The organism is Kribbella sp. NPDC050124 (assembly GCF_044460355.1).
GTDB lineage: Bacteria > Actinomycetota > Actinomycetes > Propionibacteriales > Kribbellaceae > Kribbella.
Genome location: NZ_JBITJU010000016.1, coordinates 197,936 through 211,123 on the forward strand (window position 1 = coordinate 197,936; position 13,188 = coordinate 211,123).

At 68.4% G+C, this 13,188-nt stretch carries 13 protein-coding genes and 1 pseudogene; 2 read left to right on the top strand and 12 right to left on the bottom strand.

Annotated features, from left to right (window positions below; all coding sequences use genetic code 11):
- Positions 1–7 precede the first annotated feature (7 nt).
- From ACIBL3_RS31115 to dop, 6 genes and pseudogenes are all read right to left on the bottom strand, one after another.
- A pseudogene (locus ACIBL3_RS31115) lies at positions 8–973 on the bottom strand (beta-N-acetylglucosaminidase domain-containing protein); the annotation flags it as partial.
- An 89-nt stretch (positions 974–1,062) separates the two neighbouring features.
- The gene (locus ACIBL3_RS31120; RefSeq protein ID WP_396357301.1) at positions 1,063–1,698 is read right to left on the bottom strand and encodes an NUDIX hydrolase; all 636 of its coding nucleotides are present in this window, start codon (positions 1,696–1,698) and stop codon (positions 1,063–1,065) included.
- Positions 1,695–2,528 carry a proteasome subunit alpha gene (gene prcA / locus ACIBL3_RS31125; RefSeq protein WP_396357302.1) on the bottom strand — a complete coding sequence of 278 codons (834 nt, stop codon included), beginning with the start codon at positions 2,526–2,528 and terminating at the stop codon, positions 1,695–1,697. Before prcA ends, ACIBL3_RS31120 begins: the two co-directional genes overlap by 4 nt.
- Positions 2,529–2,558: 30 nt before the next feature.
- Entirely contained in the window at positions 2,559–3,401 is an 843-nt protein-coding gene (gene prcB / locus ACIBL3_RS31130) for a proteasome subunit beta (protein ID WP_396357303.1), read from the bottom strand.
- Between the two features lie 8 nt (positions 3,402–3,409).
- A complete protein-coding gene (locus tag ACIBL3_RS31135; protein WP_130448384.1) occupies positions 3,410–3,619 on the bottom strand; it encodes a ubiquitin-like protein Pup in 210 nt (69 codons plus the stop codon).
- A 57-nt stretch (positions 3,620–3,676) separates the two neighbouring features.
- On the bottom strand, positions 3,677–5,197 hold the full coding sequence (gene dop, locus ACIBL3_RS31140) for a depupylase/deamidase Dop (RefSeq protein ID WP_396357304.1): 1,521 nt from the start codon (positions 5,195–5,197) through the stop codon (positions 3,677–3,679).
- A gap of 73 nt (positions 5,198–5,270) precedes the next feature.
- Here dop and ACIBL3_RS31145 point away from each other — a divergent pair, with 73 nt between their 5' ends.
- The gene (locus ACIBL3_RS31145; RefSeq protein ID WP_396357305.1) at positions 5,271–5,765 is read left to right on the top strand and encodes an NUDIX hydrolase; all 495 of its coding nucleotides are present in this window, start codon (positions 5,271–5,273) and stop codon (positions 5,763–5,765) included.
- A gap of 1 nt (position 5,766) precedes the next feature.
- Here ACIBL3_RS31145 and ACIBL3_RS31150 read toward each other — a convergent pair whose 3' ends face one another.
- From ACIBL3_RS31150 to ACIBL3_RS31175, 6 genes are all read right to left on the bottom strand, one after another.
- Positions 5,767–6,126 carry a hypothetical protein gene (locus tag ACIBL3_RS31150; protein WP_396357306.1) on the bottom strand — a complete coding sequence of 120 codons (360 nt, stop codon included), beginning with the start codon at positions 6,124–6,126 and terminating at the stop codon, positions 5,767–5,769.
- A gap of 83 nt (positions 6,127–6,209) precedes the next feature.
- Positions 6,210–6,839: a polysaccharide lyase family 7 protein gene (locus ACIBL3_RS31155; RefSeq protein WP_396357307.1), complete on the bottom strand. Its 630-nt coding sequence runs from the start codon at positions 6,837–6,839 to the stop codon at positions 6,210–6,212.
- Between the two features lie 138 nt (positions 6,840–6,977).
- On the bottom strand, positions 6,978–8,723 hold the full coding sequence (gene arc / locus ACIBL3_RS31160) for a proteasome ATPase (RefSeq protein ID WP_396357308.1): 1,746 nt from the start codon (positions 8,721–8,723) through the stop codon (positions 6,978–6,980).
- An 87-nt stretch (positions 8,724–8,810) separates the two neighbouring features.
- On the bottom strand, positions 8,811–9,785 hold the full coding sequence (locus ACIBL3_RS31165) for a tRNA (adenine-N1)-methyltransferase (protein WP_396357309.1): 975 nt from the start codon (positions 9,783–9,785) through the stop codon (positions 8,811–8,813).
- Positions 9,786–9,835: 50 nt separating this feature from the next.
- Complete coding sequence (locus ACIBL3_RS31170) at positions 9,836–10,990, bottom strand: site-2 protease family protein (RefSeq protein WP_396357310.1); 1,155 nt, start codon at positions 10,988–10,990, stop codon at positions 9,836–9,838.
- Positions 10,991–11,038: 48 nt separating this feature from the next.
- Positions 11,039–11,920, bottom strand: coding sequence for an intradiol ring-cleavage dioxygenase (locus ACIBL3_RS31175; RefSeq protein ID WP_396357311.1), 882 nt, complete (start codon positions 11,918–11,920; stop codon positions 11,039–11,041).
- Between the two features lie 124 nt (positions 11,921–12,044).
- On the opposite strand from ACIBL3_RS31175, the gene ACIBL3_RS31180 reads away from it, so the two are divergent.
- Positions 12,045–12,932, top strand: a complete 888-nt coding sequence (locus ACIBL3_RS31180; protein WP_396357312.1) for a RecB family exonuclease — start codon at positions 12,045–12,047, stop codon at positions 12,930–12,932.
- Positions 12,933–13,188 lie beyond the last annotated feature (256 nt).

Here is a 13,188-nt window from a genome sequence, read left to right on the forward strand (position 1 = left end):
GCAGCGGCGCCAGGTCCGGCTTGGCGGCGACCCACTCGCGCTGGATCCGGTTCAGCAGCTCGCTCTGCGCCTGGCCGGCCGCACCGCCGCCGGTGCCGTATTTCTCCCGGTCCGCCGGGCAGTGCCAGGTGTTGTAGTCGATGTCGTCGAGCGGCACGTTGAACGCCCGCGCACCGAGTGCGTAGAGCGCCTCGAACTTCGCGATCAGCGCCTGGTAGTCGCTGTCGGAGGTGTAGCAGATCGACAACCCGGGCGACAGCGCGAAGGTGAAGTCGACCTTGTTGCTCCGGGCCCGCTCGATCAGTTCGCCGAGCTCGGCCAGCTTGTCGCCCGGGTACGGGTCGCGCCACTGCTCGCGATGGTACGGGTCGTCCTTCGGCGCGTACTCGTAGGTGTTCATCCGGTGCGCGCCAAGGTAGTCGACGTGGTCGAGCCGGTCGGAGTGAGACCACGGCGTACCGTAGAAGCCCTCGATCGAGCCCCGGTAGCGCATCGTCGGCCAGTCGCGGATCTCGACGCCGGCGATCTGGTTGCCCTGGACAAGCTGTGCGAACGTCCGGGCCGCGTAGTACGTCCCGTCGGTGTCGACGCCGTCGAGTACGACGGTCTTCTGGCCGGCGGCGAGCACATACCCCTCGGCCGGCAATCCCTTGGCGGGCTCCACGTCCAACTGCCGCAGCGCCGGGTCGTTCCCGCCGAGCCAGATGGTCACCGCAGCCGGCTCATTCCGGACTGTCTGGACGCCGGCGCGCTCGAGGGTCTCGCGGACGACGCGCTCGGCGTCCGGATCCGTGGTCGGACCGTGCACCAGGCCGACTGTCCGGCCGAGGGTGAAGCCGTCGGGGCGGCTGGTGGTCTGCTGAGGCTCAGGCGACACCGGCGCCGCCTCTCTCGTGACGTCGGCCGAGGCAGCCGGAACGGACAGGGTCTGGGCGGCGAGCAGCAGGAGTGCGGGGAGGACGAACCGGCGCATGAGCAACTCCTCGGGCGGAAGGGGTGTGCACCTCCTATCCACTCAGTGCGCAGACCTGCTCGTCAAGCGCCTGGCCTGACCAGTTTCAGTCAGAGCAGGCCGGCGTGGTCTAGGGCGAGGTAGGCGGCGTCGATGCCGGTCATGGCGCCGGAGGTGCGTAGCTCGGCGCGGAACTCGGTCACGGTGAGCTCGACCGGGACGCAGTCCTCGAACTCGTCCAGCGCCTGATTGCCGTCCGGACGGCAGCCGCGCGCGATGCCGACGTACTTGCGGTAGACCGAGGAGGCCGCCGACCAGTTCCAGCTGACGAGCTCGAACGACTCGCAGGTGTAGCCGGTCTCCTCCTCGAGCTCACGGACGCCGGCCAGCGCCGGGTCCTCACCGGGCTCGACCAGCCCACCGGGCAGATTGGTGACCACCTGATCCGGCCCCGGCCGAAAGATCCGGATCGTCACGACCTTCCCCTCCGGCGTCAACGGCAGCACCGTGATCCCGGACGTGATCCCCGAAGCAGTCTTGGGCCCGAACACATCCCAATCCACCTCCCGCCCATCCGGCAACCGATACCGCCGCTGATTGACCGTCAAGAACCCGTTGAACCCGGGCTGCTCCCCCACCAACACCCAATCCTCGGGATCCCCGACCCGCGCGTGATTGACGGAGCCGGCCGCCGCGGAGTTGTCGTCCGCGGCGGCCGGGTGCCGATCGGCTGGTGCGTCCGTCACAGGGGGCGGTTGTCGTCCGGGTCTTCCGGTGGGGCGACAGGGGCGTCGTCCTCCGGTGGGGCTACCGGGCTGTCGTCGGACGGGGTGGCCTCGGCGGTGTCGGCCGGGGGTTCGGTCGGGGTGGTGTCCGGGCGGGACTCGGACAGGATGCGCGCGAGCGTCTCCTCCGAGATGCGCTTGAACTTGCGCGCCTGGCTCCGGGTCCGGTCCAGCACCGCGACCTCGATCTGGTCCGGGGTCAGCTCCCGGACCTCGTTGCTGTCGTGCCCGAGCGCGTCCACCGCGAGCCGGAGCGCACCCGCCAGCGAGATGCCCTCCTGGTAGTGCTCGCCGACGTAGTCCGCGACCTGCTCGGCCGGCCCGCCCATCACGGCGTACCCGCGGACGTCCGCGATCGAGCCGTCGTAGGTGAGCCGGTAGATCTGGTCCTCGGCGCCGCTGGCGCCGATCTCGGCGACCAGGATCTCCACCTCGAGCGGCTTCTCACCGCCGGAGGAGAAGATCGCGCCCAGCGTCTGCGCGTAGGCGTTGGCGAGCGCCCGGCCGGTGACGTCGCGCCGGTCGTAGGAGTACCCGCGCATGTCGGCCAGCCGGACGCCGGCGATCCGCAGGTTCTCGAACTCGTTGTACCGGCCCACCGCGGCAAACGCCATCCGGTCGTAGATCTCGGCCACCTTGTGCAACGCCGGCGACCGGTTCTCCGCGACGAACAGGATGCCGTCGGCGTACTGCAGCGCGATCGCGCTGCGGCCCTTGGCGATGCCCTTCCGGGCGAAGTCGGCCCGGTCCCGCATCAGCTGTTCGGGCGAGACGTAGAACGGAACGCTCATCGAAGGTGTCGTCCTCTATCAGTCGATGGGTCAGGTCAAGGAGCCGGAAGCCGGGCCGTCGGGACGGTTGTGCCGCTCGGCCCAGGCGCGGTCGACGATGTCGGCCACCTCGTCCTCGGGCAGCCGCTGGTAGCCGTCCGAGGTGACCACACCGACCACCGGGAAGATCCGCCGCAGCATGTCCGGACCGCCGGTCGCCGAGTCGTCGTCGGCGGCGTCGATCAGCGACTGGATCGCCACCGTGGCGCAGTCGTTCGCGGACAGGTCCTCGCGGTAGAGCTTCTTCAGCGCGCCCCGGGCGAACAGCGAACCCGAGCCGACACTGTGGAAGTGGGTCTCCTCGTACCGACCGCCGGTGGGGTCGTAGGAGAAGATCCGGCCGCCCTTGATGTCCTCGTCGTAGCCCGCGAACAGCGGCACCACGGCCAGGCCCTGCATCGCCATCGCCAGGTTGCCCCGGATCAGCGCGCTCAGCCGGTTGGCCTTGCCGTCCAGGCTGAGCGTGGTGCCTTCGAGCTTCTCGTAGTGCTCGAGCTCCACCTGGAACAGCCGCACCATCTCCAGCCCGAACCCGGCCGAGCCCGCGAACGCCACCGCGGAGTACTCGTCGGCCGGGAACACCTTCTCGATGTCACGCTGGGCGATGATGTTGCCCATCGTGGCCCGCCGGTCGCCGGCCATCACGACGCCACCGGGGAAGGTGGCCGCGACGATCGTCGTACCGTGCGGGACGTCGGCGGAGAAGTCGGCCGACCCCAGGCTGCGCCGTCCCGGCAACAGGTCGGGCGCGTGCCCGGCCAGGAAGTCCATGAACGACGAGCCGCCTGGGGTCAGGAAGGCTTCCGGCAACCGGCCGGAGGCATCGAATGTCATCGAGCGGTTCACTCCCCACCCTTTTGCACGAACCCGCGGACGAACTCCTCGGCGTTCTCCTCGAGCACCTCGTCGATCTCGTCAAGGATCGAGTCGACGTCCTCGTCGAGCCGCTCCTTGCGCTCCTGGACGTCCTCCGACGCCTCGACCTGCTCGACCTCTTCCTCGGTCGACGAACGCTTCGGCTGCTTGTGCTGCTGACCGCCGTCCTTCGCCATGGCACACACCTCCTCGAACCGCATGGAAGGCCGCCCAACCGGCCTTCTATAGCGACCCTACCCGGCGGCACCCCCAGTAATGGTGCGAACCAGGTCACTCGCGGTGTCGCACTGGTCCAAAAGTGCTCCGACATGCGCTTTCGTGCCCCGCAACGGATCCAACGTCGGAATCCGCTGCAGCGACTCCTTGCCCGGCAGGTCGAAGATCACCGAGTCCCAGGAGGCGGCCGCGACCTGCGGCGCGTACTGCTGCATGCAGCGGCCGCGGAAGTAGGCGCGGGTGTCCGTCGGCGGGTGCGAGACCGCCATCCGGATCTCCTCGTCGGTCACCAGCCGCTGCATCCGGCCGGCCTTGATCAACTTGTAGTAAAGCCCCTTGTCCGGGCGCAGGTCGGCGTACTGCAGGTCGATGAGGTGCAGCTTCGGGTCGTCCCACTCCAGGCCGTCGCGGTCGCGGTAGGACTGCAGCAGCTTCAGCTTGGCCACCCAGTCCAGCTGGTCGGCCAGCTTCATCGGGTCGGTGGCGAGCTGGTCCAGCACCTGCTCCCAGCGGTGCAGCACGTCCTTGGTCTGCCGGTCCGCGTCGTCGCCGTACTTGTCCTCGACGTACTTGCGGGCCTGCTCCAGGTACTCCGTCTGGAGCTGCACGGCGGTCAGCTTGCGACCGTCCTTCAGCGTCATCAGGTGGGCGCAGCTCGGGTCGTGGCTGATCTCGTGCAGCGCGGTGACCGGGCGGTCCACGCTCAGGTCGTCGGTCAGCCAGCCGTCCTCGATCATCGACAGCACCAGGCTGGTGGTGCCCACCTTCAGGTACGTCGAGATCTCGGAGAGGTTCGCGTCTCCGATGATGACGTGCAGGCGGCGGTAGCGGTCCGGGTTCGCGTGCGGCTCGTCGCGGGTGTTGATGATCGGCCGCTTCAGGGTCGTCTCCAGGCCGACCTCGACCTCGAAGTAGTCGGCCCGCTGGCTGATCTGGAAGCCGTGCGCGGTGCCGTCCTGGCCGATCCCGACCCGGCCCGCGCCGGTGACTACCTGACGGCTCACGAAGAACGGGGTGAGGTGCCGGACGATCGACGCGAACGGGGTCGAGCGGCGCATCAGGTAGTTCTCGTGCGAGCCGTACGACGCGCCCTTGTTGTCGGTGTTGTTCTTGTAGAGGTTCAGCGGCGGCGCGCCGGGGATCTGCCGCGCCTGCCGGGCGCCTTCCATGATCACCAGCTCGCCGGCCTTGTCCCAGACCACCACGTCCCGCGGGTTGGTCGTCTCGGGCGCCGAGTACTCCGGGTGGGCGTGGTCGACGTACAGCCGCGCGCCGTTGGTCAGGATCACGTTCGCCAGGCCGGTCTCCTCGTCGGTGAGCTGGCTCGAGTCGGCCACCTCCCGGCTCAGGTCGAAGCCGCGCGCGTCCCGCAGCGGGTGCTCCTCGTCGAAGTCCCACCTGGTCTTGCGCGCAAGCGGCTGCGTCTGGGCGTAACCGTTCACCACCTGGCTCGAGGTCAGCATCGGGTTCGCCCCGGGCTGGCCTGGGACCGAGATTCCGAACTCGGTCTCGGTCCCCATGATCCGCCGAACACTCATGCGAACGAGCCTACGCGGTACCGGCCCCTAACGCGGTTGCCGTGTCCACAGGGTTACGTGTGAAACTGCCCGCGTGGACGAAATCGTGGCGATCCTGGGGGAAGACAACCGTGTCAAGGGGTCGGCGCCGCGGTCGGTGATGCGCCGGGACAATCTGCGCCACGCCGCGACCGGCGTACTCGTCCGGAATCCGGCCGGTGAGATCTACGTGCACCGCCGGACGCCGACCAAGGACGTCTTCCCGGCGTGTTACGACTTCGCCGCGGGTGGTGTCATAGCCGCCGGCGAGGACCCGTACGACGCCGTCGTACGGGAGCTGGCCGAGGAGCTGGGGATCACCGGCGCCGGGTTGGTGAAGCTGCCGGAGGGCGACTACGCCGACGAGTCCACCAACTACCACGCGTACCTCTACACGTGCGTCTGGGACGGCCCGGTCACCCATCAGCCGGAGGAGGTCTCCTGGGGCGCCTGGATGGCCCCTGAGGAGCTCGTACGGCGGTTGGACGAGTGGCCCTTCGTGCCGGACACGACAGCGCTGCTGGGCCCGTACGTGCGGACGCTCGTCTGAGTCAGCTGGGGTTGCGGCGGGTGTTGCGGGCGAGGTTGATGCCGACCAGGCCGGCCCAGCTGACGATCATGCCCGGCAGGCCGGTGAGCTCGGCGGCGATCGCGGTGACCGGGATGGCGGCGATGACGGAGATGATCGCGAGCGCCAGGCCGCCGGGATCGGTCTCGCGGCGCTTGAGGCCGACCGCCTCCAGGACCTGCTCGCGTTGCCGGAACTCGCGGTCCTGACCGTGCCGCGCGGCCTCGCGCGCGTCGAGCTTCTCGAGGAAGTTCTCGATGATCGCGTCCTCGTACTCCGGCCCCAGCTCCTGCCGCGCGGCCGCAGCCGCCCGCAGGTCCTTGCGCACCTCGTCCGTCCCCATACCGAAAAGGTACCGCCGACGGATGCCGCTGAGGGATCAGGGAAAACCCCGGTACACCCCTCCGCGGCACCCGATTCCGGCGGTCAGCTGTGCTGCACCGACAGGTCGAAGATGTGCACCTCGCCGTAGTTCGAGTCGTCGCCGTTGGTGATGTAGAGCTTCGTGCCCTCCAGCCGGAACACAGTCACGGCGTCGTCCCCACCGTGGATCTGCGCACCGACCACATGCGGCTTCCCCGCCGGCAGCTTCACGAACGCTTCCTTCACGGTCAGCGTGTGGGTGCCCGACGTGGACGACCAGGCTGCGTTCTTGGTCCCGTTGTCGGTCATCTCCCGCAGCTCCGCCCGCGGGTAGCTCGACCCGCTCGTGGTCACCCCGTTGACCGGCGCCCGGAACTGCACACCATTCCCATCGACCTTGAAGTACGGATCTCTGCTGTACGTCGCAATCGCCGCCACGGTCGTCGGCGCGCCGAGGTCCAACTCCAGCCAGGCTCCGTCGCCGTTCCCGGACCATCGCGTCTCCAGGTCGTCGTCCACCGCGTTGCCGGGCAGGTTGTCGTCGCTTGTGCTCGCCCGGACCGCGCCGGCTGCGGGGGTGATCTCCCCGCTCGCCGCCGAGGTGGTCGGTAGGACGCCTGCCCAGACCGCGCCGCCGACCAGTGCGGACGCGAGCAGTCCGGCTGTGGCGACCGTCGTACCGGCTCTCTTCATCACCAACTCCTCCACCAAGACAAGGTCGAGGCTCGATCCTGGGTGGGGAGGGCGTGGTGTGGCGGGTGGTTGCACGTTCCTGCCACAACGGCAACTGCCCCTGGACAGTGGATGTCCAGGGGCAGTTGGTACGACGTGTTACAGGTACTGGCCCGTGTTGGTGGCCGTGTCGATGGAGCGGCCGGGCTCGGTGCCTTGCTTGCCGGAGATGAGCGTACGGATGTAGACGATCCGCTCGCCCTTCTTGCCGGAGATGCGGGCCCAGTCGTCGGGGTTCGTGGTGTTCGGGAGGTCCTCGTTCTCCTTGAACTCGTCCACGCACGCCTGCAGCAGGTGCTGCACCCGAAGGCCCTTCTGGTCGTCGTCCAGGAAGGCCTTGATCGCCATCTTCTTGGCCCGATCGACGATGTTCTGGATCATCGCGCCCGAGTTGAAGTCCTTGAAGTACAGGACCTCCTTGTCGCCGTTGGCGTAGGTGACCTCGAGGAACCGGTTCTCGTCGGCCTCGGTGTACATCCGCTCCACGACGCGCTGGATCATCCCGTTCACGCACTCGCCCTTGTCGCCACCGAACTCGCTCAGGTCGTCGGTGTGCAGCGGCAGGGTGGTGGTCAGGTACTTCGAGAAGATGTCCCGGGCCGCCTCGGCGTCCGGGCGCTCGATCTTGATCTTCACGTCCAGCCGGCCCGGCCGCAGGATCGCCGGGTCGATCATGTCCTCACGGTTCGAGGCGCCGATGACCAGCACGTTCTCGAGGCCCTCGACGCCGTCGATCTCGCTCAGCAACTGCGGGACGATGGTGTTCTCCACGTCGGAGGAGACACCGCTGCCGCGGGTGCGGAACAGCGAGTCCATCTCGTCGAAGAACACGATCACCGGCATGCCTTCGGAGGCCTTCTCACGGGCCCGCTGGAAGACCAGCCGGATGTGCCGCTCGGTCTCGCCGACGTACTTGTTCAGCAGCTCCGGACCCTTGATGTTGAGGAAGAACGACTTCTGCCCCTCCACCCCGGTCTTCTCGGCCACCTTCTTCGCCAGCGAGTTCGCCACCGCCTTGGCGATCAGCGTCTTGCCACAACCCGGCGGACCGTACAGCAGCACGCCCTTCGGCGGCTTGAGCTCGTGCTCGAGGAACAGGTCCTTGTGCAGGTACGGCAGCTCGACCGCGTCCCGGATCTGCTCGATCTGGCCGGTCAGGCCACCGATCTGGGTGTAGTCGATGTCCGGGACCTCTTCGAGGATCAGCTCCTCGACCTCGGACTTCGGGATCTTCTCGTAGACGTATCCGGACCGCGCCTCCAGCAGCAGCGAGTCACCGGCTCGCAGGGGGATGTCGAGCAGCGGCGACGCGAGCCGCACCACCCGTTCCTCGTCCGCCTGCGCGATCACCAGCGCACGCTCGCCGTCGGCCAGCAACTCCTTCAGCATCACCACGTCGCCGACGACCTCGAAGTCGCAGGCCTCGACCACGTTCAGCGCCTCGTTCAGCATCAGTTCCTGGCCGAGCTTGAGCGCGTCCAGGTCAACCGAGGGGCTCGCCGCGACCCGGAGCTTGCGGCCTCCGGTGAACACGTCCAGCGTGTCGTCGTCGTTGCGGCCCAGGAAGGTACCGAAACCGGACGGCGGTTGGGCCAGCCGGTCGACCTCCTCCTTCAGGGCGATGATCTTCTCTCGCGCCTCACGCAGGGTCTCGGCCAGCCGCTCGTTCTGAGCGGTGACACTCGCCAAGGAGGCCTGGGTTTCGGACAGCCTGCTCTCGAGCGACCGGCTGTCAGCCGGGTGCTCCAACAACCGACGCCGCAGCGCTGCGACCTCGGCTTCCAGGTACCGGACCTGGTTGCGCAGCTCTGCCGCGGTAGGACTCTCGTCTCCAGCCACGATCATCACCTCACCATGTGGGGCTCGACCCTATGGACCTTACCCAGAAAACCTCACCGAGCAAGCTGAATCCCATCACGTGTCGGTTGCGGATCAATCGGTTGCTCTCGGCATGTCTTCGGATGAATCTGCACGAGTCTCGGCACGACCCTCAGCACGACCCTCAGGGCGACGCGGTCCGGCGTAGTCGTCGCCGTACGCACCAGGGGCCGGACGGCGCTTCTTCCGGGGTGCCTGGACGCCGTGCGCCATCCGCCGCGCGGTCACCAGGAACGCCGTGTGACCCTGCATCCGGTGGCCCGGACGGACAGCCAGTCCCTCGACGTGCCAGTCCCGCACCAGCGACTCCCAGGCCCGCGGCTCGGTGAACTCGCCATGGGCCCTCAGCGTCTCCACAACACGGCTCAGCTGCGTCGTCGTGGCCACGTAGGCGCAGAACACCCCACCAGGCGACAACGCCTCTGCAACGGCGTCCACGCACTCCCAGGGCGCCAGCATGTCCAGTACGACGCGGTCCACATCCTGCTCGTTCAGCTTCTCGACCAGGTCGCCCACCTCGAGCCGCCAGGCCGGGTGCTCACCGCCGAAGAATCCGGTCACGTTCTTGCGTGCGACCTCGGCGAAGTCCTCGCGGCGCTCGAACGAGATCACCTGCCCGTGGATGCCGACCGCCCGCAGCAACGCCGTGGTCAGCGCACCCGAACCCGCGCCGGCCTCGACCACCTTCGCACCGGGGAAGATGTCGGCCATGGTCACGATCTGCGCCGTGTCCTTCGGGTAGATCACGGCCGCGCCGCGCGGCATGGAGACCGAGTAGTCGGCCATCAGCGGGCGCAGGGCGAGGTACTCGACGCCGCCCTTGGACTTGATCACGACCGCGTCCGGCCCGTCGATCAGGTCGTCGTGCGCGATCCCGCCCTTGGTGGTGTGGAAGATCTTCCCGCGCTCCAGGAACACCGAGTGCCGGCGGCCCTTCGAGTCCTGCAGGGTGATCCACTCGCCCGCCTGCAACGGGCCGTGGTGGACCCCGGAGAACGCCTGGTCAGGGAAGTCACGCAAGTCAGCCATAAGGCGCTCACCTTAACTTTCGGTCACCTGCGGGGTGTAACCCAGGTGACTCACCGGCTGCGGAAGGCGCGTTCCACGTCGGCGGTGGCGAGGACGCCGTACACGGAGCCCGCGGCGTCCAGGACCAGGTACTCCGAGGACGGGTGCTCGCGCAGGGTCTTGAGGATCTCCTCACCGGTGTCGTTGACGCCGATGATGTGGCCCGCGCCGATCCGGGTCGCGACCTCGCTGACGTTGGTCCACGGGCGCTGGTTCGGCGCCACCGCGTTGACCGCGGACTCCGACACCAGCGCGTGCGGCTTGCCCTCGCCGTCGATCACCACGACCGCGCCGGCTTGCGCCTCGCCGGCCAGCCGGACGGCCTCCGAGATCGGCGTGCCGGAGTGTACGGCGATCGCGCGCCGGGCCAGCGTCCGGACCTGGAGGGCCGGCAGCTTGCGGCGGAGCCGGGCCTGCATCAGCGCCGAGGTCGATCCCATCCAGAGGAAGAACCCGACCAGCAGCGCGATCAGGAAGTCGATCATCGACGGCTGCCGGCCCCAGATCTCCTCGAGCAGGACGGGCGCCGCGAGCACCGTGATGGCCAGGATCCGGCCGGCCCAGGCGGCCACGATGGTTCCGGTGTGCATGTTGCCGGTGATCTTCCAGACCACCGCCCGCAGCACCCAGCCGCCGTCCAGCGGCAGGCCGGGCAGCAGGTTGGTGACGCCGACGATCAGGTTGGCGATCCCGAGTTCCCAGAGCGCGACGTACCCGACGCCCTCGTCGAACGCGCGCGAGCCCAGCCAGGCCAGTCCGCCGACCACCAGCGAGGCGATCGGGCCGACCACCGACACGGCGAATTCCTCGAGTGGTGACTTCCGTTCGCCCTCGATGTGCGTGCCGGCCGCGAAGAAGCCGAGGTTGATCTCCGACACCCCGATGCCGAACCGCATCGCCATCAGCGCGTGCGCCAGCTCGTGCACCAGGATCGACAGCGTGAACGCGACCACGAACGCGAAGGCGGCCAGGTAGCGCCAGTTGCCCAGGTCGGGGAACTGCTGCCCGATGATGGCCGCGAACCCGACCGCGAGCAGCATCGCCACCGGCAGCCAGGTGAACCGCATGGTCAGCCGGATCCCGCGGACACGACCGAGTACCCAGGTACCGGGCGGCGGGGGGCCGGCCGGCTGGGCGGGGCTCTGAGGATCACGCGGTTCTGGCATCGACCCAACGCTACTTGCCTTGTGGTAACTCCGTGCTACCTACCCAGGTCAGACGCCGACATTCAGCTTGGCGACGTACCCGCTGGAGACGTCTCCGGTCACTGTCGCGAGCTGATGTACGCCGTCGTCGTCGCCGAACACGTTGTCGTCCTCGAGCGAGGTCTGCTGCATGTTCTGCGCGCTGCCGTCGTACCCGTCGGTGGCGTAGACGGTGTCGCAGACGTTCTTCGGGAAGGCGAGCTGGGAGGTGGCGCTGATCTTGCCGGCCGCGGTGGCCTCGGACAGGCTCGAGTAGACCTCGAAGTGGATGTGCGGCCAGCGGCCCATGTACGCGGCCGGGAAGATCGAGGTGAAGGTGACCTTGCCGTTCGCGTCGGCTGCCTGGACGCCGCGGAGGTAGTTCTCGTTGGTGGCGCCGTCGGAGTAGAGCGAGTAGCGGCCCTCGGCGTCGCAGTGCCACAGGTAGACGGCCGCACCGGCAAGTGGGGTGTCCTTGTCGGCGTCCAGGATGGTCAGCTCGACGGTCAGCGGCACACCGGTGGCGACGCCGGACGCGGAGCCGAACGACTTGGTGATGTCCTTGCGGACGATGCCGGACTCGGTGAGCACGTTCGGGCCGTTGGACCCGTCGCCCGGGTACGGGCCGGCCGTCTCTTGCGGGATCTCGTCGACGTCGGTCGTGCCGGTCGTCGTACTGGACGTCGGGCTGCTGGTGGCGCTCGGGGTGCTCGACGTGGTCGTCGTACCGCTGGTCGCCGAGTCGGTCGCGGAATCGGTGGCGGAGTCGTTGGCGGAGTCCGGCGCGCAGCCGGCGACTGCGGCGAGACCGGCGCCGGCGAAGAGGCCGAGGAAGCGGCGCCGGCGCAGGGTGCCCAGGTCGTACTCCAGACCCAGGTCGTGTTCGCGGGGTGGTTTCGGTGGTGGCGTCATGGGACCAGCGTGGCAACCCGACCCGATGGTTTTCCGAAAGCCTGCTGGGAGTTTCCTGGGAGGTTTTCCACAGGCCCGGGGTGTGGCCACGCGAAGTGTCGGTCGTCTCGCCTAGGGTTTTGGCATGAGTGTTGCAGCCGAAGCCGATCCGCATGCGCATCCGCGCGGGGCGTTGTCGCCGTCCCGGGCCGCGGACTTCATGAGCTGCCCGCTCAAGTACCGGTTCCGCGTGATCGACCGATTGCCGGAGAAGCCGTCGGCGGCCGCGGTCCGTGGCACCGTCGTGCACGGTGTGCTGGAGCGTTTGTTCGACCTGCCGCGCGGGCAGCGGACGTTGGCGCACGCGGCCGAGATGCTGGAGCCGCAGTGGCAGCAGGTGCTGGCCGCGGAGCCGGAGGTGGCCGAGCTGTTCGCCGAGGACGCGTCCGGCGAGGAGCTGGCCAAGTGGCTGGCCGAGGCGCACCAACTGCTCGGGAAGTACTTCACCCTCGAGGACCCGAACGCGCTGGAGCCGGCCGAGCGGGAGCTGTACGTCGAGACCGAGCTCGAGTCGGGGTTGGTGCTGCGCGGGTACGTCGACCGGCTCGACGTCGCCCCGACCGGCGAGATCCGGGTGGTCGACTACAAGACCGGCCGTTCACCCTCGGAGTTCTTCGAGGCCAAGGCACTGTTCCAGATGAAGTTCTACGCGCTGGTGCTCTGGCGGCTGCGCGGCGTCGTACCGGCGATGCTGCAACTGGTCTACCTCGGCAACGGCGAGATCGTCCGCTACGTCCCGGACGAAGCTGACTTGCGCGCTTGTGAACGCAAGGTCTCGGCGCTGTGGACGGCGATCACCCGGGCGCTGGACTCCGGCGACTGGCGCCCGAGCCCAGGCCCGCTGTGCGAGTGGTGCGACCACAAGCCGCTCTGCCCCGCCTGGGGTGGCACTCCCCCGCCGCTGCCCACCCGATCGGTCGAAGAGGTGGCCGCCGAGTCGGCCGGAGTAGACCTAGTGGGCGTCGACGGCTGAACGCACCCGCAATCCCCCGCCGCCGCCAACCTCCCCTCCCGCGTTCGAGGGGATATCCGTTCGAATGCAGCCTTCTCCCCTCATAGAGGAGCAGAGAAGGCACAAGAGGCGGGGTTATCCGCAACGCCGTTCGGTTACGGATCGCGCTGGTGGCGCAACTACCGGCGTTGCGGCTGGCGAGATGGGTGCAGCCCTTGTAGGGATGTCCGGTCCTCCAAGACTGGTCTTCCCCAACAAAGGCTGCGATGCCCGATTC

Bases quoted from the DNA above. Each gene is read 5' to 3' on its own strand.
- prcA (WP_396357302.1), bottom strand. From the start codon at position 2,528: ATGAGCGTTCCGTTCTACGTCTCGCCCGAACAGCTGATGCGGGACCGG.
- prcB (WP_396357303.1), bottom strand. From the start codon at position 3,401: ATGACATTCGATGCCTCCGGCCGGTTGCCGGAAGCCTTCCTGACCCCA.
- ACIBL3_RS31135 (WP_130448384.1), bottom strand. From the start codon at position 3,619: ATGGCGAAGGACGGCGGTCAGCAGCACAAGCAGCCGAAGCGTTCGTCG.
- dop (WP_396357304.1), bottom strand. From the start codon at position 5,197: ATGAGTGTTCGGCGGATCATGGGGACCGAGACCGAGTTCGGAATCTCG.
- ACIBL3_RS31150 (WP_396357306.1), bottom strand. From the start codon at position 6,126: ATGGGGACGGACGAGGTGCGCAAGGACCTGCGGGCGGCTGCGGCCGCG.
- ACIBL3_RS31155 (WP_396357307.1), bottom strand. From the start codon at position 6,839: ATGAAGAGAGCCGGTACGACGGTCGCCACAGCCGGACTGCTCGCGTCC.
- arc (WP_396357308.1), bottom strand. From the start codon at position 8,723: ATGATCGTGGCTGGAGACGAGAGTCCTACCGCGGCAGAGCTGCGCAAC.
- ACIBL3_RS31165 (WP_396357309.1), bottom strand. From the start codon at position 9,785: ATGGCTGACTTGCGTGACTTCCCTGACCAGGCGTTCTCCGGGGTCCAC.
- ACIBL3_RS31170 (WP_396357310.1), bottom strand. From the start codon at position 10,990: ATGCCAGAACCGCGTGATCCTCAGAGCCCCGCCCAGCCGGCCGGCCCC.
- ACIBL3_RS31175 (WP_396357311.1), bottom strand. From the start codon at position 11,920: ATGACGCCACCACCGAAACCACCCCGCGAACACGACCTGGGTCTGGAG.
- ACIBL3_RS31180 (WP_396357312.1), top strand. From the start codon at position 12,045: ATGAGTGTTGCAGCCGAAGCCGATCCGCATGCGCATCCGCGCGGGGCG.